The following is a 23,557-nucleotide window of genomic DNA, read 5'->3' as shown; positions in this document are numbered from 1 at the left end:
AATCGCTCGTCCCCCGCTTAACCTTGATAGGAGAAAAATAACAACCGGGGGCTTTTGATCAATGCGACATTCATATTTGGCTCGAGCGTCTGCGCTCGCACTGCTGGCGGCAGGGTATGCGGCTAGCGCGGATGCGCAGGTCACGACGACGCCACAATGTGCGCCGGGGGAAGAGCGGCTGGCGGACGGATCACGGTGCACGCCGGTATCGGGCGAGCCAGCGCTGGGTGCGGATGGCGCATCGCGTGCGGAATCTGCCGATGGTGAAATCACCGTTACCGGATCGCGCGTCCGACTGCCGAACATCGAGGGCACGGTGCCGGTCACGGTCATCGGCAACCAGTATCTGTCCAACCGCGGCCTGACCAACGCCGCCGACGCGCTGAATGAAATCCCCGGCATCCGTGGCAGCATCACGCCCGCCGGCGCGCAGGGCTCGTTCGGGCAGGGCGTCAATTTCATCAACGCTCTCAACCTCGGCTCGAACCGCACACTGACGCTCATCAATGGGCGCAGAGCGGTCTCGTCGAACGTCAACACGATCTTCAATCAGGGCAGTGCCGGCACGCAGGTTGATGTCAACGTGATCCCGACGCTGTTGCTGGATCACACGGAAATCATCTCCACGGTCGGCGCGACTACCTATGGGTCGGACGCGATTGCGGCCACCGTGAACTACGTGCTCGATACGCGCCTCAAGGGCATTCGCTACAGCGCGACCAGTGGCGTTACTGAAGAAGGCGATGCGTTCCGCTACAATGCAGCGATCGCAGGCGGCGTCGACTTCGACGAAGGCCGTGGCAACATCACGCTGGCCTACACGCGCGATTACCAAAAGGGCTTACTGTACAATTCGCGCGATTTCCTGCGCGACAATGTCGGTTCCGCGGATAACCCTACGACCGCGCAGGCAGCGGCACTTGGCCGTCCCGCAGGCACGACGGCTGCCAATGACGGTCGTATCAACACGGCGATCGGCTTCAACAATTCGGCAACCGATGGCATCCCGGGCTCCATCCTGGTCCGCGATCGTACGCTGCCATTGCTGACCGGCGGCGGGCTGATCACCTCGGCGTTTTCGAACGTCAACGGCACGGGCGCCGTGGCGGGTGCGGTCCAGAACTATCAGTTCGATCGCAGCGGCAACCTCGTTCCGTTCAACCGCGGGATCCGGTTCCTAAGCGTCCAGCAGGCCAGCGGCGGCGACGGCTTCCGGTTCAACGACTATTCTCAGATTACCAGCGACCTGCGCCGCAACGTGTTCAACGGTTTTGCCGGATATGATTTCTCGGACGCGTTCAAGGTGTTCGTCGAGGCGACGTATTTCCAGTCTCGCGGCGACGAACTGGTCCAGCAACCGACGTTCAACAGCAGCCTGTTCGGCGGCCTGAGCGGTGCGTTGACCTTCACCACGGCCAGCCCGTTCCTGACGAACCAGGCACGGGCGCAGCTGACCGCGCTCGGCGTCCAGCGTTTCCAGGTCTCGCGCGCTTCGCTCGATCTCGCGGATCTCACCGGCTTCTCGACCAACAAGCAGTATCGCGCGGTTGCCGGTGCACGCGGCGACTTCAAGATCGGCGGACGCAGCTTCAACTATGAAGTGAGCAGCAACGTCGGCCGCGTCGACATTCGCGATACCCGGCAGGACATCAATGCACAGCGCTTCATCAACGCGGTCAACGTGACCCGCAACGCCGCGGGTCAGATCGTCTGCACCGCCACGCCGGCGGTACAGGCTGCACCCGGTGGCACGCCGATCGCTGACGCGTCGTGCGTCCCGCTGAACTTGCTCGGCGAAGGCCTGTCGAGCCCCGAAGCGCGTGCCTACATCATATCGCAGAACGTGACGAACAGCCGGCTCGAGCAGATCGTCTACAACGCCAATATCGGTGGTCAGCCTTTCGAACTGTTCGGGAACGAGCAGGGCTTCAACATCGGTTTCGAGCACCGCGAAGAGCGCGGCAGCTTTACGCCGAGCACGTTCGAGCAGCAGGGTCTGGGACGTTCGGTCGCGATCCTGCCGGTGGCTGGCCGGTACAATGTCGACGAAGTATTCGGCGAAGTCATTCTCCCGATCGTCGCACCGAGGAATGGCCTGTCGTTCCTTAGCTCGTTGCAGTTGAATGCCAGCGGCCGTCATGTCGACAACACGGTCAATGGCGGGTTCACGGCTTATGCTGGCGGTATCTCGATCGCGCCGATCCGGGACATCATGTTCCGCGGTAACTACACCAAGTCGTTCCGCGCACCGGCGATTACCGAGTTGTTCTCGCCAGTGGCCAACGTGTTCACGACGGTACCCGACCTGTGCTCGCCCGCGAACATCAATGCTGGCGCTGCACCGGCGAACCGTGCCCGGAATTGCGCTGCGTTCCTGACGTCGTTCCCGAACGCTACCCCGCTCGACGCTGCTGCGGCCACGGTACCGGGGCGCAACGGTGGCAACATCACCTTGCAGAACGAAGTCGCGAAGAGCTTTACGTATGGCGTCGTGCTGCAGCCACGGTTCATTCCAGGGCTGTCGCTGACCGTGGACTATGTGAACATCAAGATCTCCAACCCCATTGCCAGTTTGACCGTCGCGCAGATCGCGTCGGCGTGCTTCGATAACGCGACGTTCAACGCTGCCGATCCGGCAAACGGGAATGCGTTCTGTTCGCAAATCCGTCGCTATGCTCAAGGCTCTGCCGGGACGGCGGCTAACGGCCGCGGTATTGGCGGCCAGGTCATCAACGATCCGGCAAACCCCGGCGTCAGCAGCGGTTTCGTCAACGGCAACCGCGTGAAGTTCGAGGGGATCCAGTCGGAGTTGGTCTATAACCGTCCTCTGACCGGGCTGAACCTACCAGGCTCGATCGCGATGCGTGCCAATCTGTTCGTGGCACTCGAGCGGGTCAACGACATCACGGGTGTCGCCCCCGTTCGGACCGACGGTACGCTGGGCGACCCGACCTTCCAGGGGCAGGTCAACATCGGCTACATCCACGAGGACTTCGGGATCACGAGTTCGTTCAACTACATCGGTGAACAGTTGTTCTCGCGTGTCAGCCGCGGTCCGGACATCCGCGAAATCGACAAGCTGAACGACTTCGTGACGATCAACCCAAGCGTCTACGTCAACGCCAGTGACCGGTTCCGCATCACGTTCGCGGTGACGAACCTGCTCAACCGCGTCGGCCAGAAGTATAACGGCATCATCATCCCTGCCAGCTACAGCGATCTCATCGGTCGTCGGTTCGCGGTGAGCGTGAACGGCAAGTTCTGATCGAACTGGAAGTCTGACACGTATAAAAAGGCAGCCCGAGCGATCGGGCTGCCTTTTTCGTTTAGGATAGAAGGGTTGGAACCGACCTTCTACCGTTCCAGACACATCGCGATTCCCATGCCGCCGCCGATGCACAAGGTCGCCAGCCCCTTCTTCGCATCGCGCTTCTGCATTTCGTAGATCAGCGTCGTCAGGACGCGGGCGCCGCTGGCGCCGATCGGGTGGCCGATCGCGATCGCGCCGCCGTTGACGTTGACCTTCGATGCGTCCCAGCCGAGTTCCTTGCCGACCGACAGCGCCTGCGCCGCGAAGGCTTCGTTGGCCTCGATCAGGTCGAGGTCGGCGAGTGTCCAGCCGGCCTTTTCCAGCGCGCGCTTGGTAGCGGGGACGGGGCCGATGCCCATGATCGACGGGTCGACGCCAGCCGATGCCCAGCTCTTGATCGTCGCGAGGATGGTCGAGCCGCGGCGTTCGGCTTCGTCGCGGCGCATCATGACGAGCGCAGCGGCGCCGTCGTTGAGGCCGCTGGCGTTGGCGGCGGTAACCGTGCCGTCCTTCTTGAAGGCGGGCTTCACGCTGGAGACGCTCTCGATCGTCGCGCCGGCGCGGATGTATTCGTCGTCGGCAACGATGGTATCGCCCTTGCGGCCTTTGATCGTGACGGGGGCGATCTCTTCCTTAAAACGCCCCGAGCCGCGCGCGGCCTCGGCCTTGTTCTGTGAGGCGACCGAGAACGCATCCTGCTCGCCGCGCGTGACCTGGTATTGCTCGGCAAGGTTCTCGGCCGTGATGCCCATGTGATAGCCGTTGAAGACGTCGGTCAGGCCATCGCTGACCATCGTGTCGACGAGGCTGAGATTGCCCATCTTCTGCCCGCCGCGGATCGATTGGGCATGCGCGGAGAGCGACATCGATTCCTGGCCACCGGCGACGACGATGGTCGCGTCGCCGGTCTGGATCGCCTGTGCGGCCAGCGCGACGGCGCGAAGGCCCGAACCGCAGACCTGGTTGACGCCCCAGGCGGGGATTTCCTTGGGGACGCCGGCGGCCATCGAGGCCTGGCGGGCGGGATTCTGGCCCTGGGCTGCGGTAAGGACCTGGCCGAGGATGACTTCGGAGACGTCTTCGCCAGCGACGCCAGCCTGTTCGAGCGCGGCTTCGATCGCGATGCGGCCGAGTTCGTGCGCCGGAGTTGAAGCAAAGGCGCCCAGGAAGCTGCCGACGGGGGTGCGCTTGGCGGCGGTGATGACGACGTCGTTCGGATTGAGATCGGTCATGTCGGGATCCTCTATGGTTGGACCCCATGTAGGTCAGGCGAGCGCGGCGATCCAGTTGGCGAGCGGTTCCCAGAGACGCGCGCGTGCCGAGCGGCCGACGATCATGCCGACATGGCCGGCACCGAGGTCGCGGCGGTCGGCGAGGCCGATCGCGGTAGCGGCGGGGACGATGCGATCGCTGAGCGATACGAACTCGACCGTCGGGCAGGCGAGCGCGAGCGGATCGACCGGGATGCCGGCGACCGTCCACTGCCCTTTGCCTGGCAAGTCGTTGGCGATGCAGTCCTCGAACAGCGAGGCGGCGGCGGCGTAGGGAAGGGGGGCGCCGGCGTTCGCCCAATCCTCGAGTCGGACGAATGCGCGTGCTGCGTCGCTGTCTGGGGGGAGGTCGGCGAAACTCTCGTATTTGGCGATGGTGCGGACCGGGTCGAGTTGCCAGAAGCCGGCTTGCAGGACTTCCATCGGGAGCAGGCCGAGCATCGCCGCGGCAGGTTGTACGGCGGCCCAGGTCGCGGCGAGCGTGGGACGGCCTTCGCCATAGCCGGCGAAGTGCCAGGGCGCGGCGATCGTCGCGACCCCGGCTACGCGAGTGATCGCGGCGGCGCCGAGTGCGAGCGTGCCGCCGAGGCAATAGCCGACCAGCACCGGCGGCTCGGGCAGCACCTCGAGCAGCGGCACCAGCAACCGCTCGACATGCGCCGCCAGATCGAGGTCGCGGTCCTCGTTGCCGGGCGATCCCCAATCGACGAGCAAGGCACGAAACCCCTGCGAGGCTGTCCACTGCACCAGCGAAGACTCGGGCGAATGATCGAGGATGTCAGGCGGGTTTATCAGAGACGGGACGAACACGACGGGACGGCCCTCACCGCCGTAATCGCGCAACGAGACGCGTCCGGCGCGGTGGATCGCAGGCTTCGGATCGAGGGGTTTCTCTCGCGGCGCGCGCTGATAGGCGCGCAATCCGGCTAAAGCTTGGGCCATGCGATCCGGCGATGCTGCGGTCTCGCTGCGCAGCACGGACAGGAACAAGGGCAAGGGCCTTGGACCGTGTTGCGGTGCGTCATCAAAGACTGTAGCCTCCGTTTCAAACATAAGACGGGGGATCCATGAAGAAGCAACCGGCTGCCGACGGAATCGTCATCATCAAGAAGTACGCCAACAGGCGGCTCTATAACACCGAGTCGTCATCCTACATCACGCTCGATCATCTCGCGACGATGACGCGCGAGGGCCGCGACTTCAAGGTGGTCGATGCGAAGACCGACGAGGACATCACGCACAACGTCCTCACGCAGATCATCATGGAGGAGGAGAGCCGCGGCGAGACGATGATGCCGGTGAACTTCCTGCGCCAGCTGATCTCGATGTACGGCGATTCGATGCAGACGATGGTGCCGGGCTATCTCGAGGCGTCGATGGACAGCTTCCGTCGCAACCACGACCAGTTCAAGTCCGCGGTAGAGGGCGCGTTCGCGAACTCGCCGTTCGCCGACATTGCCAAGCGCAACCTGGCGATGTTCGACGTCGCCGCGCAGGCGATGACACCGGCCGCGGCGACGCCAGCCCCCGCCGCCAGCAAAGACGACGAGATCGCGGCGTTGCGCAGCGAACTCGCGAAATTGCAGGAAAAGGTCGAGAAGCTCGGCTGAGGTATGACGCCTGTGTTGTGGAGTGCTGGCGGGGGACTCGCTGCGATCGCCGTCGTTGCGGGTCTGGGCGAGCGTCGCAGGCGACGGCGGCACGATCCGGACTCGGTCGGCTGGGTCGATTGGCTGACCGTGCAGATGCTGGCGCTGATCGGCCTCGCGGTAACGATCGGGCTCGCGTTCAAGACCTGAGGTCGCGGCGCCTCGTCAGTGGGACGCGTCGGTGCGCAGGCGATAGACGCTCTGGCGCAACTCGCCGATCTTCACCGAGCCTACCAGTCGATAGCGCGTGGCGATGGCGCGAAGGACCAGCGCCTGGGTCGCGAGGTTCGTGCTGGGCTTGGGCGCCCGCACCACGATCACGCCGGGGCGGGCCGCGAGCAACCGTGCGACCTCCACGACCGGATCGATCCCCGTGCCGTGCGCCTCGGTCGTCTGGCCCAGATGGCTGCGGAAGATATAAGGCGTCGGCAGGCAGGACCGGGTGAGGAAGTAGAGGATCGGCTCGCTGCCATAGGCGAACATGCAGCCGCGCGGCTGCTGGCCAATCATCTCGACGAGTTGTGCGATCTGGCGAGCGTTGCCGCGCCGTCCGACGCGGACGTTCGTCAGGATGGTCGCTGCCAGCGCGCCGAAGACCAGCACGGAGGCAAGGCGGAATATCGTCGCGCGGACGGTCGGGCCTGCCAGTCCGGTGCCGGCGGCGATCGACAGCGGCAGTGCGAGAGGCAGCATGTAGAGCAGCTCGAACGTGTGCATGATGAGGATCGCGATCACCGCTGCGGCCACCCATCCGAGCGCGAAGCTGCCGGCCCGTCTCCCGCGCCATGCAAGCCAGGCGAGCGGCAAGCTCAGGCCGACGCCGCCCAACAGCTTCAACAGGTTGGAACGGAGCGTATCGTCGTCCCGCTGCCCGAAGATCGACAGGAAATTGGCGAAGACGAAGGCATCGCCGTGACCGGCCGCGGCATAGATTACCCATGCGAGCGCGGTCGGGAACAGCGCTGCGCCAATCCACATGGCTGCATCGGCGGCAAGGCGACCGATCGACCGCCCATCACGATGCGCCGCCCACAACAGTGTCAGGCCGAAGAATATACCCTCGAACATCGCAGTGTACTTGATCTGCATCGCCGTGCCGATCAGCAGCATCGCACCCGCACCCCGCAGGCTGATATGCCGGTGGCCGCGCGTCGTATCGAGCACCAGTAGTGCAGCGGCCGCCATCAAGGCATTGCCCCATACCGCGGACTGCCCGCCCGCCCCGTCGAACACGATGATCCAGACGAGATAGATCAGACCCGCGCCGACGCTCGCCACCGGGCTCGAGTCATCGGGAGACAGGCGGCTGACGATCCGGGCGACCAGGAATGCCGTGGTGGCCGCGACCAAGGTCGCGGCAAGCTGGTACATCAGCACGCCATCGCCGCCGACGCTGCGGATGGCGGCGAAGATCAGGAACAGGCCGACCGGCTTGCGATCGAAGATGTCGACGAACGGCCATGCGCCCTGCAGCAGGCGATCGCCGACCAGCAGGTAGAATTGCTCGTCGCTATGGATCACCGGATTGCCGAAGAACGGACTACGGAGGGCGAAGGCGACGAGAAGCAGCAAGATTGCCTGCCCCGATCGGTGACGCAGGCTAAACATGGGCAGTCCTAATAAAAATGCGTCAATTCGAGCTTGCGTGTCGTGCCGTCGCACAGTCCGAGCGTCACGACGCGACCGGGCATGCCCGCGGTCCATGACGCGATCGGGCTCGTCGAATAGCCACTGGTGACGGGCGTACCATCGATCGTGCAGATCAGGTCGCCGTCCTTCCAGCCCGAGGCGGCTGCCGGGCCGCCGCGCATGACATGAAGGATTTTCAGTCGGTTCTTCTCGATGCCGATGAGCAACCCGCTGGTCGAACGCGGCGGCGGCAGGTCGGCCTTGGGACCTCGGCTGAGCACCATGCGCCGTGCGCCGGGATCGAGCAGGACGCGGTAATTCTGGAGGAAGCCCGAGCCGATCCGGCCTGCGGTGCCGATCGCCTGCGAGAAGCCGCCGGCGGGCTCGATCCGAACCTCGGCCGCGCGCGCGACCATCTCGCCGATACGGATTTCCGGGACGATCGCGAGGCCGCTGACCGCCGGGCCGGCTAGTCCGAACGAGATCGCGCTGGTGGTGCGCAACGCCTTCAGGTTTGCCGCCTCCCAGCCCGTCGCCGTGACGGTGATCGATGAGCCATCGCCGGTATCGACGACGATCGGCGCGAGCTGTCGGCTGCCCAGCGTCAGCACGCTTTCGTACACGCTGCGCTCTGCGGAGACGCGGAGCGGTGCGCTCTCGCCCTTGAACGGCAGGCGGCCGGAGCGGAGCAGGCGGAAGCGCTTGGCGGCGTAATCGATGTCGAGCGCGTGGCCGGCGAGCATGTCGGCGCCGACCAGCAGGTCGACCGCGGACGCGCTACCCGTGGCGATCGCGGGCAGGTCAGCGACGGTCACGCCGCCGCCGGTCCGCGCTAGGCCCCCGAGTGCAATCGAGCGCGTCGGCATCCAGCCGAGTGCGACCGATCCGCCGATCGCGGTTGCGCTGCCGCCGGCGGCCAGCTTGGCGGGATCGACCGCGGGCGAGGCCTTGGCGAGCAAGCTGTAGCTGACTCCGGTATCCAGGATCGCGGTGACGTCGCGGCCGTCAAGCTGCATCGTGAAGCGGATCTGGTTGCCGGGGGTGAGGTCGAACGGGATCCAGCGGGCCTCGGCATCGGTAGCGAGGTGGTAGACGCCGCGGTCACGCGCGGCGGGGGAGGTCGCGGTCGCCGGCGTGGATTTCGAGGGTTCGCGCGCCGATACGAAGAGGACCGCGATCAGCGGGACGAGTGTGAGCAGGGCGCGGCGCATGTCGCGTTGTCCCTAGCGGGTCGGGTGATGGGTACAAGCGGGCTTTGCCGGGGCGGGGTGGAGATGGGGTGGGGATCGATGCGGCGTGCTTGCCTGCAGGGCAGTATCCGCTTGGCACGGCGCGCTTATCTTGATCCAGGTAAGCTTGGCTTCGTGAAACAATAATTGTTCTCCCGCGAACGGGAGAGTCCGGGGTCGCAAGCGGGGGCGTTCGTAACTCCTGGCCCCCCGCGTTCGCGAGGCAACGGTAGGAGGGGCGTGCAGTGGCTTGAACCAGTCTTGCGATCAGCCCGGCGAACTAGCGTGCCGAGGGCAGCCTAGCGAACAGTTCGGGATGCATTCAACGTTCGCAACGGCCGCCACCCCGGCGGAGGCCGGGGCCCAGTTGGGGGACGGTAATGACAGCGGACCACGCTCGGTCATTGCCACCTTTCCAACTGGGCCCCGGCCTCCGCCGGGGTGGTGGCCTACGCCCAGGTGATCGGCTTAACAGGGACGGTAACAGTCGAGGAGGTGGGTGCAATCGGCGACTCCCCTACAGGCACGCCTCCAGATACGCCTGGTCGAACCCGAACTGCTTGGCCTTCTCCAGCGTGTACGGCCGCAACCCCATCGAGCGGTATTCGCCCAGGATTTTCCCGTCGGCCGACTCATCCATATATTCGAACTTGAACAGCTCCTGCGTGACGATCACCGGGCCTTCCATCCCGATCACCTCGGTGATGTTGGTCACGCGGCGCGAGCCATCGCGGAGGCGCTTCACCTGGATGATCAGCTCGACCGAGTCCGCGATCTGGCGCGAGATCGCTTCCTTGGGCACCTTGATGTCGGACATCATCACCATGTTCTCCATACGCGCAAGCGCCTCGCGCGGGGAGTTGGCGTGGAGCGTGCACATCGAGCCGTCGTGACCGGTGTTCATGGCGGCGAGCATGTCGAAACACTCGGAGCCACGAATTTCGCCAAGGATGATCCGGTCCGGCCGCATACGCAGCGCGTTCTTGACGAGATCGCGGATCGAGATTTCGCCCTGACCCTCCAGATTGGCGGGCCGCGTCTCGAGCGGGAGCCAGTGCGGCTGTTGCAGGCGAAGCTCGGCGGCGTCCTCGATCGTCAGCACGCGCTCGCCGGGGTCGATCATCTTCGACAACGCGTTGAGCATCGTCGTCTTGCCCGAACCGGTACCGCCCGAGATCACGACGTTGAAGCGCGAGGCGCCGGCGATCTTCAGCGCGGTCGCCATCTTCGGCGACATCGATCCGAAGCTCGCCATCATGTCGAGCGTGATCGGTTTCGCCGAGAACTTACGGATCGAGATCGCGGTACCGCGCAAGCTCAGCGGCGGCACGATCACGTTGACGCGCGAGCCGTCCTTCAGGCGCGCATCGGCGAGCGGCGACGTTTGATCGACGCGGCGGCCGACCGAGTTCACGATCCGCTGCGCGATCTGGAACAGATGCTCCTCGTCGCGGAACTGGATCGGTGCGAGTTCGAGCTTGCCCTTGCGCTCGACATAGGTCTGGTCGGGACCGTTCACCATGATGTCGGTGATGTTCGGATCCGCCAGCAATTCTTCCAAAGGCCCGAGCCCGAGCAACTCGTCGACCAGCACCTTTTCCAGCGCGAACTGTTCGCGACGGTTGAGCGTCAGTTTCAGCTCGGCGAGGACTTCACCGATGATCGGGCGGAATTCCTCGGCAAGTTCGTCCTTGCCGAGCGTCGCTGCCGCCTCTGGATCGACGCGTTCGAGCAGGCGCGGCAGGACCTGTTCCTTGATCTTGTGGATCGATTGCTCGAAGCCCTCGACGCGGCTGTTGCCCGCTTCGCCGCTGGCGTTCTGGCGATCGGAGAGGCGCTGCATCGCGTCGATCTGCGCGCCGGGCATCGTGCCGGGGCCGAAGCCGTCGGTCTCGCCGGGCATCGGCAGCGAGTCGATCGGCGGAAATTGCGCGCCACCCTCCTGTTCGGGACGCGGCGCGGGGCCGCCTTGCGCAGGCCCCCCTTGCATGGGCCGCGCGACGCCGAATGCGGGCCGGGCCGCTTGCCCTCCGCTTATGCCATTACGACGCCCGAATGCGCTCATGCCCAAATCCCTGGATGATTGCGCACCGGGGTAGGCGCCAAGGCTTGATAATTCGCTAACCAAACCGGAATGGCGGATATCGTCCTGCCGAGCGCGAAGGGTTGATCGCGGTCAAGAACTCCCCGAAGGCAGGCGCATGATCCGCCTGCTGCTCCTCCTCGCGCTGACCTTCGGGTTGGCCAGCTCGGCATCGGCCGACGACATCGCCGCCACCGGGCGCGGGGTGGTGCGCGTCGTGACGATCGCGGTGGTCGACGATCAGGTGGTCGGCTTCGGCCACGGCAGCGGCTTTGCGATCGCGCCCAACCGGATCGTCACCAACGCGCACGTCGTCGATCTCGCCGAGCGCTATCCCGACAACGTCGTCGTCGGCATCGTCCCTACCGAGGGCAGCAAGTCGTACCAGGGCAAGGTGATCGCGTATGATTCGCAGCGCGACCTGGCGCTGATCGAGTTCACCGGCGCGCGCCTGCCGCCGAGCGCGCTGTATACCGGGCCGATGACCGAGGGCGATCCGGTGGTGTCGCTGGGCTTTCCGGGGAACGTCGACCTGGCGACGGCGCGGTCGGCGGCGGATTATATCCGGCCGATGACGCCGGTGCGGTCGGAGGGCGTGCTTTCCGGGCGGCGCGTGTTGAGCAGCGTCGAGGTGCTTCTTCACACGGCCAGCATCGCGCGCGGCAATTCGGGCGGGCCGCTGCTCGACCGGTGTGGGCGGGTGATCGGGGTGAACTCGGCGATCACACGCGGCGAGGAGGGCGATTCGACGTTCGGGTTCGCGATCGCGGATACCGAGTTGGCCGGCTTCCTCCACGATGCGAAACAGCCATACGCGTCGATCGGGACGGGGTGCACGTCGATCGAGGATCGCTTGCGACAGGACGCCGACGCGGATGCGCGGGCGACGGCCGATGCGGCATCCGCCAAGCGCGACGCCGCGACGCAGGATGCGATGACTCGGGAGGTCGCGCTGGAGAAGGCGCGGACCGAGGCTGGGCGCGCGCGCGAGAACGTCATGGCGATCGCCGGGCTGTTGCTGGTGGCGGGGGCGCTGGTGATCGGGAGCGCGGGGTTGCTCGAATCCCGTGGCCAGCGGCGGCAGGCGGTGTGGGCGCTGGGCGTCGGTGGGCTGAGCGTGCTGGTCGCGATCATCGTGTTCGTGTTGCGGCCCTCCGGTGAGGTCGACGTGCCGCTGTCCGCGCTGCCCAAGACGCGGCTATCGACACCCGATGCCGCGCTCGGCAAGCTGATGTGCACGCTGATCCCGGAGCGAAGCCGGATCACGATCTCGTCGAGCGAGGACGTGCCGATCGACTGGGGCGCGAAGGGGTGTGTGAATGGCAAGACGCAATATGTCGGCGCGAATGGCCGGTGGGACCGCGTGCTGGTGCCCGATGCCGAACAGACCGTATCCGTGCTGTCGTTCGATCCGGCGACGCGCGTCTATTCGAACACGCGCTATCTGATGTCGGCGGCGGGGATGGAGGCGGCGCGGACCGCGCGGGGCGTCGTGCCGAACGTGTGCAACATGGATGAGGCGGCGTTGGGTCGGCTTGCGGGGCAGCAGGCTGCGGTGCGTGCGGTATTGCCGCCGCTGCCGAACGAGAAGCTGGTTTATTCCTGCAAGTCTGCGCGCTGAGCTTCGGTCGCGAGTAGCGCGCGCTTGCGGTCCAGCCCGTAGGCATAGCCGCCGAGCGCGCCGCCGATGCGCTGGGCGCGGTGGCAGGGGATGACGATCGATACGGGGTTTTGGCCGCATGCGGTGCCGGCTGCGCGAACCGCGGCGGGGCGGCCGGCCAGGGCCGCGAGTTCGCTGTAGGTTCGGGTTTCGCCGATCGGGATGGTGCGTAGGGCTTGCCAGATCGCTTCCTGGAAGGCGGTGCCGCGGACGTCTAGCGGGAGGTCTTGGTCGCGGTCGGGGGATTCCACGGCTGCGACGACTTGCGCCGCCAGGTCCGCGAGGGCTTCGTCGCTGGGTTCGATCGTGGCGTTAGGGAAGCGGCGATGGAGTTCGTCCGCGTCTTCGTCGAACGATACGCGACACAGGCCCTTTTCGGTGGCGGCGACGAACAGCGTGCCCAAGCTCGTGCCGGCAGTGGTCCAGCGGATCGTGACGCCTTCGCCGCCGCGTGCCCAGGCGCTGGGGGGCATGCCGAGCCGCTTCGCGTCGGCTTCGTAAAAGCGGCTGGGGGCGGAATAGCCGGCGTCGTAGATCGCTTCGGTCACGGTCGAGTCCTCCGATAGGGCGCTGGCCGTGCGGCCGGTGCGGAGCGCACGCGCGTAGGCGGCCGGGGTGACGCCGGTGGCGCGCTTGAACAGGCGGTGGAAATGATGCGGCGCGTAGCCGACTCTGGCGGCGACCTCGTCTAGCGAGAGGCGGTCTTCGGCGGCTTCGAGCAGCGAGACCGCGGCGGCGACGGCGATGCGGTCGCGGCCGACTTGGTCCGGGGTGCAGCGCAGGCACGCGCGGAAGCCGGCGGCGCGGGCGCTCGGCGGATCGGGGTGGAAGGTGACGTTCTCGCGCTTTGGGTGGCGCGCGGGGCAGCTTGGCTTGCAGTAGATGCCGGTGGTCTTCACGCCGACGACGAACCGGCCGTCCCACGCGCGGTCGCGGGCTTCGAACGCGGTCCAGGCGGTTTCGGTGTCGGGGGCGATGCTCATTGGACCGGTATAGCCGGTCGCGACGCGCGCGCATCCCGCGGCTTGCGGTCAAAGCGGAGCCAATCGGCGGTCCGGCCGTTCTTCCGTGCATACCCCCTAACGAAAGATGTCTCATGGCCTCCGACACGCCCGTCTGGTTCATTTCCGGCTGCTCGACCGGTTTCGGTCGCGAACTCGCTAAGCTCGTGCTTGCGCGCGGTTGGCGTGCGGTGGTTACTGCGCGGGATGCTGATCGCGTCGCGGATCTGGCGGAAGGCGCCGAGGATCGTGCGCTCGCACTGTCGCTCGACGTGACGGAGCAGGCGCAGATCGACCATGCGGTCGCGCAGGCCAAGGCCAAGTTCGGACGGATCGACGTGCTCGTGAACAATGCGGGCTATGGCTATCAGGCGTCGGTCGAGGAGGGCGTCGAGTCCGAGATTCGCGCGCAGTTCGATGCGAACGTGTTTGGGTTGTTTGCGCTTACGCGGGCCGTGCTGCCGGTGATGCGTGCGCAAAAGAGCGGCAATATCATCAACATCACGTCGGTTGCTGGTCAGGTCGGATTTCCGGGCTCGGGCTATTATGCCGCGTCGAAGCATGCGGTCGAGGGTTGGTCCGACGCGTTGCTGGCGGAGGTTAAGCCGCTTGGGATCGACGTGACGTGCGTGGAGCCGGGGCCGTTCCGGACGGATTGGGCTGGGCGTTCGCTGAAGCAGACGCCGGTGAAGATCGCGGACTACGCCGATACGGCGGGCAAGCGGCTGGATGGGACGCGCGAGGTTAGCGGGACGCAGGCGGGCGATCCGGTGCGGGCTGGTGAAGCTATGATTGCGCTGACCGAGAATGCGAACCCGCCGCGGCACCTGGTGTTGGGGGCTTGGGGGTATGATGCGGTGACCAAGAAGCTGGCCGAGAGGCTGAAGGAGATCGAGGCTCATAAGGCGGATAGCCTTGGAGCCGATTTTCCGGGGGAGTGATTTGAGGGCTTAACTCCCCAAGTTGTTTCCCCGCGAAGGCGGGGATCCAGACTGGGCTCCCGCCTTCGCGGGAGAACAAGGAAGCGGGGACTGCCTTAGCGTCTTTAGCGCCAACCGGTGCCGACGGCCTTATTGTGTGGGCCCTATCAGAGCCACCACCCCGGCGAAGGCCGGGGCCCAATTGGGGGACATTGCTAACGGAGCGCGTCCCTCAATTATTGCCACCTTTCCAATTGGGCCCCGGCCTTCGCCGGGGTGGTATCGGTTGCGGGATGCGGCCGGTCGATCAGCCCCCATTCGCGCGGAACAACTCCAGCGTGCGCTGCTTCGCCAGGTCCGCACTCGGCTCGTGGTAATCCTTCCGCCGGTCCGAATTGAAGCCGTGGCCCGCTTCGTAGACATACACCGTCGCGTTCGGCCAATCCTTGGCGATGACCTGCTCGACGCCGTCCATCGGGATATGATCGTCATGGCGGCCGAAGTGGAGGATGACCGGCACCTTCGGTTCCTCGTCCGCCGACGCCGGGATCATGCTGCCATAATAGCCGCTCGCCGCCGCCACGCCGGTGAGCTTGGTAGAGGCGAACCACGCGATCGAGCCGCCATAGCAATAGCCGACGACGAACACCGGGCCGGCGGACGCGAGCGTGTCGATGCAGGTCTGGACGTCCTTCAGCGACAGGTCGAACGGGTGCAGTTGCCGCGCGAGTTCGACGCCGCGCGCGAAGCCTTCGCCCGTATACTCCGCTTCGAAGCCGGGATGCTCGCGGTCGAACAGCGCGGGGGCGAGGACCTCGTAACCGTCGGCCGCGTACTCGTCGCAGAGGTCGCGGATGTGGTCGGTTACGCCGAAGATCTCCTGCACTAGCACGAGGCCGCCGCGACGCTCGCCGGTCGGCTGCGCGTGATAGACCGCGACAGTCGCGCCGTCGGACATGGTCATCGTTTCCATCGTGCCGGTCATTCTCTCGTCCTCGTCGATTGGTCGTAACGTCTGCCCAATACCGTCATTCCCGCGGAGGCGGGAAGCCATAGTGGCAGGCCGTGCGGTGAAAGCGCCGGGTTCGGAGGATATGGATCCCCGCCTGCGCGGGGATGACAGGGAGGGGTGGGGTCGGGCCCTTCCAACCCTCGATCAATGACAAAACAGTCACAAACCCGTCCCCCTGACCCTCCCGCCGGGTTGCCAATCCGACAACCCGATGCTAACCGCGCCGCGTCCCAGGAGAGGTGCTTTCGCGCCCTCTCTTCCTTTGGGTCGGTTATTCGTTGCAGGCGAGGATAGAGGTTCCGTGGAGACATCCGGCGGTATTCAAGCGAGCTTAGGCGGGCGTTATGCGCTGGCCCTGTTCGAACTCGCGCGTGACGCGAAGACGATCGACGCGGTCGAGTCGAGCCTGGCGAACGTGCGCGACGCGCTCGCGCAGTCGGACGACTTCCGCAATCTGACAGTGAGCCCGATGGTGTCGCGTGGCGCGGCGGTGAAGGCGGTCTCCGCAGTCGCCGACGAGCTCGGCGTCGATGCGACCACCAAGAGCTTCCTCGGCGTCCTCGCCGAGAACCACCGGCTGGGCGCGTTGCCGAAGATCATCAAGGCATTCCGGACACTTGCCGCGCAGCATCGCGGCGAGATCGCGGCCGAGGTGACGTCCGCGCATCCGCTGACCGACGAGCAGGTGATCGAGCTGAAGCATCAGCTCCGCCAGCGGGTCGGCCGCGAAGTTTCCGTCGACCTCAGCGTCGACCCATCGTTGCTGGGTGGACTCGTCGTCCGCGTCGGCAGCCAGATGATCGATTCGTCGATCAAGACGCGTCTCAACACTCTCGCGCACGCGATGAAGGGCTAAGCTAATGGATATCCGCGCCGCAGAAATCTCGAAGATCATCAAGGATCAGATCGCCAATTTCGGCACCGAGGCCCAGGTCAGCGAGACCGGCCAGGTGCTGAGCGTCGGCGACGGCATCGCGCGCATCTTCGGCCTCGACAACGTCCAGGCCGGCGAGATGGTCGAATTCTCGAACGGCGTGCAGGGCATGGCGCTCAACCTCGAGGCCGATAACGTCGGCGTCGTGATCTTCGGGAGCGATTCCGAGATCAAGGAAGGCGACATCGTCAAGCGCACCGGCACGATCGTCGACGTGCCGATCGGCAAGGAGCTGCTCGGCCGCGTGGTCGATGGCCTCGGCAACCCGATCGACGGCAAGGGCCCGATCCACACCACCGAGCGCAGCCGCGTCGAAGTGAAGGCGCCGGGCATCATCCCGCGCCAGTCGGTCAGCGAGCCGGTCCAGACCGGCCTCAAGGCGATCGACGCGCTCGTCCCCGTCGGTCGTGGCCAGCGCGAGCTGATCATCGGCGATCGCCAGACCGGCAAGTCCGCCGTCGCGATCGACGCGTTCATCAACCAGAAGATCGCCAACGCCGGCAACGATGAGTCGAAGAAGCTGTATTGCGTTTATGTCGCGATCGGCCAGAAGCGCTCGACCGTTGCTCAGCTGGTCAAGACGCTCGAAGAGAACGGCGCGATGGAATATACCATCGTCATCGCCGCGACCGCGTCGGACCCTGCGCCGCTCCAGTATCTCGCACCGTACACCGGCGTCGCGATGGGCGAGTATTTCCGCGATCGCGGCATGCACGCACTGATCTGCTACGACGATCTGTCGAAGCAGGCGGTCGCGTATCGCCAGATGTCGCTGCTGCTGCGTCGTCCTCCCGGCCGTGAAGCGTATCCGGGCGACGTGTTCTATCTGCACAGCCGCCTGCTCGAGCGTGCGGCGAAGATGTCGGACGCGAATGGCGGCGGATCGCTGACCGCGCTGCCGATCATCGAGACGCAGGCGGGCGACGTTTCGGCGTACATCCCGACCAACGTGATCTCGATCACCGACGGCCAGATCTTCCTCGAGACCGACCTGTTCTTCTCGGGTGTGCGTCCGGCGATCAACGTCGGCCTGTCGGTGTCGCGCGTCGGTTCGGCCGCTCAAACCAAGGCGATGAAGAAGGTATCGGGCTCGATCAAACTCGAGCTGGCGCAGTACCGCGAGATGGCGGCGTTCGCGCAGTTCGGGTCGGATCTCGATGCGTCGACGCAGAAGCTGCTTAACCGCGGCGCGCGCCTGACCGAGCTGCTGAAGCAGGCGCAGTTCTCGCCGCTGCCGTTCGAAGAGCAGACGGTGTCGATCTTCGCCGGCACCAGCGGCTATCTCGACAAGGTGCCGGTCGCCGACGTGACCCGCTACGAGCAGGCGCTGCTGGCCGACATGCGTGCGAACCATGCCGACGTGCTGAAGCTGATCCGCGATACCCGCGACCTGGGTAACGAGGCGAAGGACAAGCTGAAGGCAGCGCTCGAAGCGTTCGCGAAGACGTTTGCCTGATTAACTCCCTCTCCCCTGCGGGAGAGGGTTGGGGTGAGGGGTTGTACCGGGCGTTGCGCTTTGCAACTGCCCCTCACCCCGACCCTCTCCCCGACGGGGAGAGGGAGCAGAGCGTGTAATCCGACCCTCCTCTGTGAGGAGCGAGGGAGCAGGAAGAGAAGATGGCATCACTTAAGGCCCTCAAGATCCGCATCGGCTCGGTGAAGTCGACGCAGAAGATCACCAAGGCGATGAAGATGGTCGCCGCTGCGAAGCTGCGCCGTGCGCAGGACGCGGCGGTCGCCGGTCGTCCGTATGCCGAGCGGCTCGAAGCGGTGATGGCGAGCCTCGCAGGGCGCGTCGGCATCGCGCCGGGCGCGTCGCCGCTCCTCGCGGGCACCGGCAAGGACCAGGTCCACCTGATCGTCATTGCGACGTCGGAGCGTGGCCTCGCCGGCGCGTTCAACACCAACATCGTCCGCGCGGCGCGCCGCAAGGCCGAGGAACTGATCGCGGCCGGCAAGACCGTGAAGTTCTACGTCGCCGGCAAGAAGGGGCGCGTGATCAAGCGCTTCTTCCCGAACGATATCCTCGCCGATCACGAGATGGGCCAGATCAAGCGGCTCGCGTTCAGCGATGCGCAGGAAATCTCCGAGGACCTGATCAAGCGCTTCGGTGAAGGCCAGTTCGACGTCGCGCACCTGTTCTACGCGAAGTTCGTGTCGGCGCTGGTGCAGGTCCCGACCGGTATCCAGATCATCCCGATTCCGTTGTCGACGATCCCCGGTGCGGAAGCCAAGCCGGGTGCGCCGGCCGAAGCCGTGGTCGAGTACGAGCCCGACGAGGAAGCGATCCTCGCCGATCTCCTGCCGCGCAACGTCGCGATCCAGATTTTCCGTGCGCTGCTCGAAAACGCCGCGTCGGAGCAGGGCTCGCGCATGAACGCGATGGACAACGCCACGCGCAACGCCGGCGACATGATCACGCGCCTCTCGATCCAGTATAACCGTACCCGCCAAGCCGCGATCACGACCGAGCTGGTCGAAATCATCTCGGGCGCCGAAGCGCTCAAGTAAGTCCAAGGAAGCAGACAATGGCAACCGCCCCAGAGACCCTCGGAACCACGCTCGCCCCCAAGGCCACGAACAACACCGGCCGCATCTCGCAGGTCATCGGTGCGGTCGTCGACGTGCATTTCCCCGACAATTTGCCCGCCATTCTGTCGGCGCTCGAAACCGATAACAACGGCAACCGGCTCGTGCTCGAAGTTGCGCAGCATCTCGGCGAGAACACCGTTCGCACGATTGCGATGGACGCCACCGAGGGTCTGACCCGCGGCCAGACCGTCACCGATACCGGCTCGCAGATCCGCGTGCCGGTCGGCCCGAAGACGCTCGGCCGCATTCTCAACGTCATCGGCGAGCCGATCGACGAGCGTGGTCCGGTCGGCGCAGAGACGACCGCCCCGATCCATGCCTCGGCACCGCTGTTCGTCGACCAGTCGACCGAGAGCGCGATTCTGGTCACCGGCATCAAGGTCATCGATCTGCTCGCGCCGTATGCGAAGGGCGGCAAGATCGGCCTGTTCGGCGGCGCCGGCGTCGGCAAGACCGTGCTGATCCAGGAGCTGATCAACAATATCGCCAAGGGTCATGGCGGCACGTCGGTATTCGCGGGCGTCGGCGAGCGTACCCGCGAGGGCAACGATCTGTACCACGAGTTCCTTGACGCAGGCGTCATCGCCAAGGATGCCGACGGCAATCCGCAGTCGGAGGGCTCGAAGGTCGCGCTCGTGTTCGGCCAGATGAACGAGCCGCCAGGCGCGCGTGCACGCGTCGCGCTGTCGGGCCTGACGATCGCCGAGTATTTCCGCGACGTCGAAGGCCAGGACGTGCTGTTCTTCGTCGACAACATCTTCCGCTTCACGCAGGCTGGCGCAGAGGTTTCGGCGCTGCTCGGCCGCATCCCGTCGGCAGTGGGCTATCAGCCGACGCTGTCGACCGACATGGGCGCGCTGCAGGAGCGCATCACGTCGACCAACAAGGGGTCGATCACCTCGGTGCAGGCGGTGTACGTGCCGGCCGACGATCTTACCGATCCGGCGCCTGCAACGTCGTTCGCGCATCTCGATGCGACGACCAACCTCAACCGTGCGATCTCCGAGCTGGGCATCTACCCGGCGGTCGATCCGCTCGATTCGACGAGCCGTCTGCTCGAGCCACGCGTCGTCGGCCAGGAGCATTACGATACCGCACGCGCCGTTCAGTCGACGTTGCAGAAGTACAAGTCGCTGCAGGACATCATCGCGATTCTTGGCATGGACGAGCTGTCGGAAGAAGATAAGCTCACCGTCCAGCGTGCGCGGAAAATCCAGAAGTTCCTGAGCCAGCCGTTCCACGTTGCCGAGGTCTTCACCGGCATCAGCGGCAAGTTCGTCCAGCTCGAGGATACGGTCCGGTCGTTCAAGGCGGTGGTCGAGGGCGAGTATGATCATCTCCCCGAGGCCGCGTTCTACATGGTCGGCGGCATCGACGAAGCCGTCGCCAAGGCCGAGAAAATGGCCGCGGAAGCGTAAGCCGACCTGACTCCCTCTCCCCTCCGGGGAGAGGGTTGGGGTGAGGGGTCGCCACGAGCGCCTCGCCCGGTACTGCCCCTCACCCCGACCCTCTCCCCGCAGGGGAAAGGGAGAAGGCGAACAAGATGCTGCATTTCGAACTCGTCACGCCAGAAAAGCTCGTCCGCTCGGAGGAGGTCTACATGGTCGTCGTTCCCGGAACCGAAGGCGATTTCGGCGTCCTCGAAGGCCACGCGCCCTTCATGTCGACGGTCCGCGACGGCGGTGTGCAGGTATACCGCACGCAGAACGGCACCCCCGAGATCATCGCGATCAAGGGCGGTTTCGCCGAGGTCAACGCCAAGGGCCTGACCGTCCTCGCCGAACACGCTGGCGAGTAAGCGCACCTAACTGACCGAAGATTGTTTCCCCGCGAAGGCGGGGATCCAGACTGGGCACCCGCCTTCGCAGGTGAACACACTACCTCGGTACCTAATACCACCCCGGCGAAGGCCGGGGCCCAGGTGGAAAGGTCAAGGTGAGGAAGCGCAACGCTGATCACCGCTGCCTCCCAACTGGGCCCCGGCCTTCGCCGGGGTGGTGGTATTCTCCGAGGCAAATGATACTCATTGCGGCGCTGGTACGCGCTTAGGTTGAGCCCTAGCGCTACAAGAAATTATACGGGTCGACGTCGACCGTCACCCGAACCCTCGACGGCCAGTCCAGCTTCCCAAGCCATTCCCGGATAACATCCTGCACATCCAGCGCCCGCCGCGCATGGACCAGCAGCCGATACCGATGCCGCCCGCGCAACATCGCCAGCGGCGCCGGCGCGGGGCCATAGACGTGCATCCCCTCGACCTCGGGCGCACTTCGCCCCACCAACTTGGCCGTATCGTGCGCGCAAGACTGGTCCTCCGACGACACCACTATCGCCGCATAGCGTCCGAACGGTGGCGCCCCCGCATCCTTCCGCGCGTCGGTCTCCGCCGCGTAGAACGCATCCGCATCGCCGGTGATCAGCGCCTGCATGACCTGCGCGCCGGGGCTGTGCGTCTGGATGAACACGTGCCCCGGCTTCTCGCCACGGCCAGCACGCCCCGACACCTGCCGGATCTGCTGGAAGGTGCGTTCGGCCGCACGGAGATCGCCACCGTCCAGACCGAGGTCCGCGTCGACCACGCCCACCAACGTCAGGTTGGGGAAGTGATAGCCCTTCGTCACTAGCTGCGTGCCGACGACGATGTCGATGTCGCCAACCTCCATCCGCCCGACGAACTCAGCCGCCTTGGCAGGCGACCAGATCGTGTCCGAGGTCACCACGGCCGTCTTCGCCTCGGGGAACAGCGCCGTCACCTCATCAGCGATCCGCTCGACCCCCGGCCCGCAGGCAACCAGCGTATCCTCACCCTTGCATTCCGGACACACGCGCGGCGTCGGTTCGGCATGGCCGCAATGATGGCACGCCAGCCTTCGCGTTAGGCGGTGCTCGACCATCCACGCGGTACAGTTCGGGCACTGGAACCGATGCCCGCACGTCCGGCACAAGGTCAGCGGCGCATACCCCCGCCGGTTGAGGAAGAGCAGCGACTGCTCGCCGCGCTCCAGCGTCGCCTGCATCGCCTTCACCAGACGCGGCGCCAGCCAGCGACCGCGCTCGGGCGGTTCCTTGATCAGGTCGATCGGCTCGATGGTCGGCATCTCCGCCGCACCGAACCTGCCCGGCAGCTTCAACTCCGCGTAACGTCCGGTCACCACCTGCTGCCGCGTCTCGATCGCCGGCGTCGCGGAAGCGAGGATGACCGGACACCCCTCGAACTTCCCCCGCATCACGGCCACGTCGCGCGCGTGATAATGCACGCCCTCTTCTTGCTTGAAGCTGGTCTCGTGCGCCTCGTCGACGACGATCAGCCCGAGGTCGCGGTACGGCAAGAACAATGCGGACCGTGCACCCACCGTTACCAGCGCCTCACCGCTGGCGATTGCTCGCCAAGCCCTGCGCCGCTGAGTCGAGCGCAGCCCCGAATGCCACGCGATCGGCTCGCACCCGAAGCGGTCGTGGAAGCGCTTGAGGAACGGCTCGGTCAGCGCGATCTCGGGGAGCAGCACCAACGTCTGCCGACCATCGCGGATCGCCTGCGCGACCGCTTCGAAATACACCTCGGTCTTGCCGGAGCCCGTAACGCCGTCGAGCAAGGTCGGGTGGAACGCGTGCTCCGCCACTCCCGCCACCAAGGCATCCGCCGCTGCGCGCTGGTCCTCGGACAGCGTCGGCTCGTGATGCGACGGATCGGGCACGGGGTAGGGGACGTCGATGCTCACCTCGACCGCCTCGATCGCGCCGACCTTCACCAGCCCGCGGATCACTGCGTCGCTGACCTCCGCCAGCGTGGCGAGCTCACGGATCAGGCCCTGCCGATCACCGATCCGCTCCAATGCCTGCTCACGCTGGGGCGTCAGGCGGGGCGGCACCACCCCGGTGGAACGATATTCGACAGCCGTCCGCGCACCCTCCAGCGCCGAGGTCGATGCCAGCGTCATCCGCAACACCGAGGCCGCGGGCGCGAGGTAATAATCCGCGGTCCACTCGACCAGCCGCCGCAACGGCGCACCCAAGGGCGGTACGTCCGCGACGGCGAGCAGGTTGCGCAACCGGTTGTCGCCGACCTCCGCGTCGGACGGCATCCGTTCAGCCTCCCACACCACGCCGAGCAACTGCCGCGGCCCAAGCGGCGCGACCACGACCGACCCTGGCTCGACGCTCATGCCAGCGGGCACGCGGTAGTCGAGCGGCCCGAGGGCGGCGTTGAGGATCAGGACACGGGCGCGGGACGACATCGTGTCGGTATATGGGGACGGATCGACTCCGC

18 protein-coding genes are annotated in these 23,557 nt (G+C 65.7%); 10 read left to right on the top strand and 8 right to left on the bottom strand.

The window, feature by feature from the left end; all coding sequences use genetic code 11:
- The first annotated feature begins 61 nt into the window (after positions 1 to 61).
- Positions 62 to 3,265 (top strand): TonB-dependent receptor domain-containing protein, encoded by a 3,204-nt coding sequence (locus tag BM244_RS15405; protein WP_093399780.1) that lies wholly within the window; start codon positions 62 to 64, stop codon positions 3,263 to 3,265.
- Positions 3,266 to 3,354: 89 nt separating this feature from the next.
- Here the strand turns inward: BM244_RS15405 and BM244_RS15400 are convergent, their stop codons facing one another.
- Positions 3,355 to 4,542 (bottom strand): acetyl-CoA C-acetyltransferase, encoded by a 1,188-nt coding sequence (locus tag BM244_RS15400; RefSeq protein ID WP_093399779.1) that lies wholly within the window; start codon positions 4,540 to 4,542, stop codon positions 3,355 to 3,357.
- Between the two features lie 33 nt (positions 4,543 to 4,575).
- Complete coding sequence (locus BM244_RS15395) at positions 4,576 to 5,577, bottom strand: alpha/beta fold hydrolase (RefSeq protein WP_254784471.1); 1,002 nt, start codon at positions 5,575 to 5,577, stop codon at positions 4,576 to 4,578.
- A gap of 71 nt (positions 5,578 to 5,648) precedes the next feature.
- Between BM244_RS15395 and phaR the strand changes: the two genes are divergently transcribed.
- Both phaR and BM244_RS15385 read left to right on the top strand, forming a co-directional pair.
- Entirely contained in the window at positions 5,649 to 6,191 is a 543-nt protein-coding gene (gene phaR, locus BM244_RS15390) for a polyhydroxyalkanoate synthesis repressor PhaR (protein WP_093399777.1), read from the top strand.
- 3 nt (positions 6,192 to 6,194) lie between these two features.
- Complete coding sequence (locus tag BM244_RS15385; RefSeq protein WP_093399776.1) at positions 6,195 to 6,380, top strand: hypothetical protein; 186 nt, start codon at positions 6,195 to 6,197, stop codon at positions 6,378 to 6,380.
- A 15-nt stretch (positions 6,381 to 6,395) separates the two neighbouring features.
- Here BM244_RS15385 and BM244_RS15380 read toward each other — a convergent pair whose 3' ends face one another.
- The 3 genes from BM244_RS15380 to BM244_RS15370 form a co-directional block, all read right to left on the bottom strand.
- Entirely contained in the window at positions 6,396 to 7,838 is a 1,443-nt protein-coding gene (locus BM244_RS15380) for a hypothetical protein (RefSeq protein WP_093399775.1), read from the bottom strand.
- Between the two features lie 8 nt (positions 7,839 to 7,846).
- Positions 7,847 to 9,070 carry a S41 family peptidase gene (locus BM244_RS15375; protein ID WP_175518223.1) on the bottom strand — a complete coding sequence of 408 codons (1,224 nt, stop codon included), beginning with the start codon at positions 9,068 to 9,070 and terminating at the stop codon, positions 7,847 to 7,849.
- Between the two features lie 535 nt (positions 9,071 to 9,605).
- A complete protein-coding gene (locus tag BM244_RS15370) occupies positions 9,606 to 11,153 on the bottom strand; it encodes a TadA family conjugal transfer-associated ATPase (RefSeq protein ID WP_093399774.1) in 1,548 nt (515 codons plus the stop codon).
- A 136-nt stretch (positions 11,154 to 11,289) separates the two neighbouring features.
- Between BM244_RS15370 and BM244_RS15365 the strand changes: the two genes are divergently transcribed.
- Positions 11,290 to 12,792 carry a S1C family serine protease gene (locus tag BM244_RS15365; protein ID WP_093399773.1) on the top strand — a complete coding sequence of 501 codons (1,503 nt, stop codon included), beginning with the start codon at positions 11,290 to 11,292 and terminating at the stop codon, positions 12,790 to 12,792.
- Here BM244_RS15365 and ada read toward each other — a convergent pair.
- The gene (gene ada / locus BM244_RS15360) at positions 12,768 to 13,814 is read right to left on the bottom strand and encodes a bifunctional DNA-binding transcriptional regulator/O6-methylguanine-DNA methyltransferase Ada (RefSeq protein ID WP_093399772.1); all 1,047 of its coding nucleotides are present in this window, start codon (positions 13,812 to 13,814) and stop codon (positions 12,768 to 12,770) included. The two genes, BM244_RS15365 and ada, sit on opposite strands and share 25 nt — an antisense overlap.
- 113 nt (positions 13,815 to 13,927) lie before the next feature.
- Between ada and BM244_RS15355 the strand changes: the two genes are divergently transcribed.
- On the top strand, positions 13,928 to 14,773 hold the full coding sequence (locus BM244_RS15355) for an oxidoreductase (RefSeq protein ID WP_093399771.1): 846 nt from the start codon (positions 13,928 to 13,930) through the stop codon (positions 14,771 to 14,773).
- A 286-nt stretch (positions 14,774 to 15,059) separates the two neighbouring features.
- Here BM244_RS15355 and BM244_RS15350 read toward each other — a convergent pair whose 3' ends face one another.
- Positions 15,060 to 15,737: a dienelactone hydrolase family protein gene (locus BM244_RS15350; protein WP_093399770.1), complete on the bottom strand. Its 678-nt coding sequence runs from the start codon at positions 15,735 to 15,737 to the stop codon at positions 15,060 to 15,062.
- Positions 15,738 to 16,065: 328 nt separating this feature from the next.
- Between BM244_RS15350 and BM244_RS15345 the strand changes: the two genes are divergently transcribed.
- From BM244_RS15345 to BM244_RS15325, 5 genes are all read left to right on the top strand, one after another.
- On the top strand, positions 16,066 to 16,620 hold the full coding sequence (locus BM244_RS15345; protein ID WP_093399769.1) for a F0F1 ATP synthase subunit delta: 555 nt from the start codon (positions 16,066 to 16,068) through the stop codon (positions 16,618 to 16,620).
- Between the two features lie 4 nt (positions 16,621 to 16,624).
- Positions 16,625 to 18,154 carry a F0F1 ATP synthase subunit alpha gene (gene atpA, locus BM244_RS15340; protein WP_093399768.1) on the top strand — a complete coding sequence of 510 codons (1,530 nt, stop codon included), beginning with the start codon at positions 16,625 to 16,627 and terminating at the stop codon, positions 18,152 to 18,154.
- A 161-nt stretch (positions 18,155 to 18,315) separates the two neighbouring features.
- Entirely contained in the window at positions 18,316 to 19,209 is an 894-nt protein-coding gene (locus tag BM244_RS15335) for a F0F1 ATP synthase subunit gamma (RefSeq protein ID WP_093399767.1), read from the top strand.
- 17 nt (positions 19,210 to 19,226) lie between these two features.
- Positions 19,227 to 20,708, top strand: coding sequence for a F0F1 ATP synthase subunit beta (gene atpD, locus BM244_RS15330; protein WP_056065176.1), 1,482 nt, complete (start codon positions 19,227 to 19,229; stop codon positions 20,706 to 20,708).
- Positions 20,709 to 20,833: 125 nt separating this feature from the next.
- Positions 20,834 to 21,088 carry an ATP synthase F1 subunit epsilon gene (locus tag BM244_RS15325; protein ID WP_093399766.1) on the top strand — a complete coding sequence of 85 codons (255 nt, stop codon included), beginning with the start codon at positions 20,834 to 20,836 and terminating at the stop codon, positions 21,086 to 21,088.
- Between the two features lie 265 nt (positions 21,089 to 21,353).
- Here the strand turns inward: BM244_RS15325 and BM244_RS15320 are convergent, their stop codons facing one another.
- The gene (locus BM244_RS15320) at positions 21,354 to 23,525 is read right to left on the bottom strand and encodes a primosomal protein N' (protein ID WP_093399765.1); all 2,172 of its coding nucleotides are present in this window, start codon (positions 23,523 to 23,525) and stop codon (positions 21,354 to 21,356) included.
- Positions 23,526 to 23,557: the final 32 nt, after the last annotated feature.

The organism is Sphingomonas sp. OK281 (assembly GCF_900115295.1).
Classification (GTDB): Bacteria; Pseudomonadota; Alphaproteobacteria; order Sphingomonadales; family Sphingomonadaceae; genus Sphingomonas.
The sequence above is the reverse complement of the archived record's forward strand: the minus strand, read 5'-3'. Positions and strand labels throughout refer to the sequence as shown.